The 318-nt window shown below is 37.4% G+C and carries 1 protein-coding gene; it reads right to left on the bottom strand.

Annotation, left to right across the window (positions count from 1 at the left end):
• Positions 1-318: helix-turn-helix domain-containing protein (locus WS44_RS09680; protein WP_046434138.1), on the bottom strand; the 318-nt coding region annotated here is incomplete at both ends.

Here is a 318-nt window from a genome sequence, read left to right as displayed (position 1 = left end):
TCTGATAGTTTTGAATCGCATTGGCAAGAGCGAGACTATCAATTTCTTTAACACGTAAAAAGCTATAAGCATCACGAATATTCTTAGGCTTAGCCAATAATTCATTATTGATGACTACTGTTTCTGCCAGTTGGACTTCATAGCTATTAAGAGCAGAAAAAGCAAAGGGCATTGCTCGATTTTGCCTATTAGCTAAATAACGTTTAGCATGGTAGCTAGTCCGATTGCGTCCGACATAAGAGTTGTAGACAAAGCGCTGCGCATCATAGTTTAGTTTAATGATTTTCTTTTGCTTAGAACTAGGATAAAAGCGAAGCT

Source organism: Lactobacillus sp. N54.MGS-719 (assembly GCF_000980505.1).
GTDB lineage: Bacteria > Bacillota > Bacilli > Lactobacillales > Lactobacillaceae > Lactobacillus > Lactobacillus amylovorus.
The sequence above is the reverse complement of the archived record's forward strand: the minus strand, read 5'-3'. Positions and strand labels throughout refer to the sequence as shown.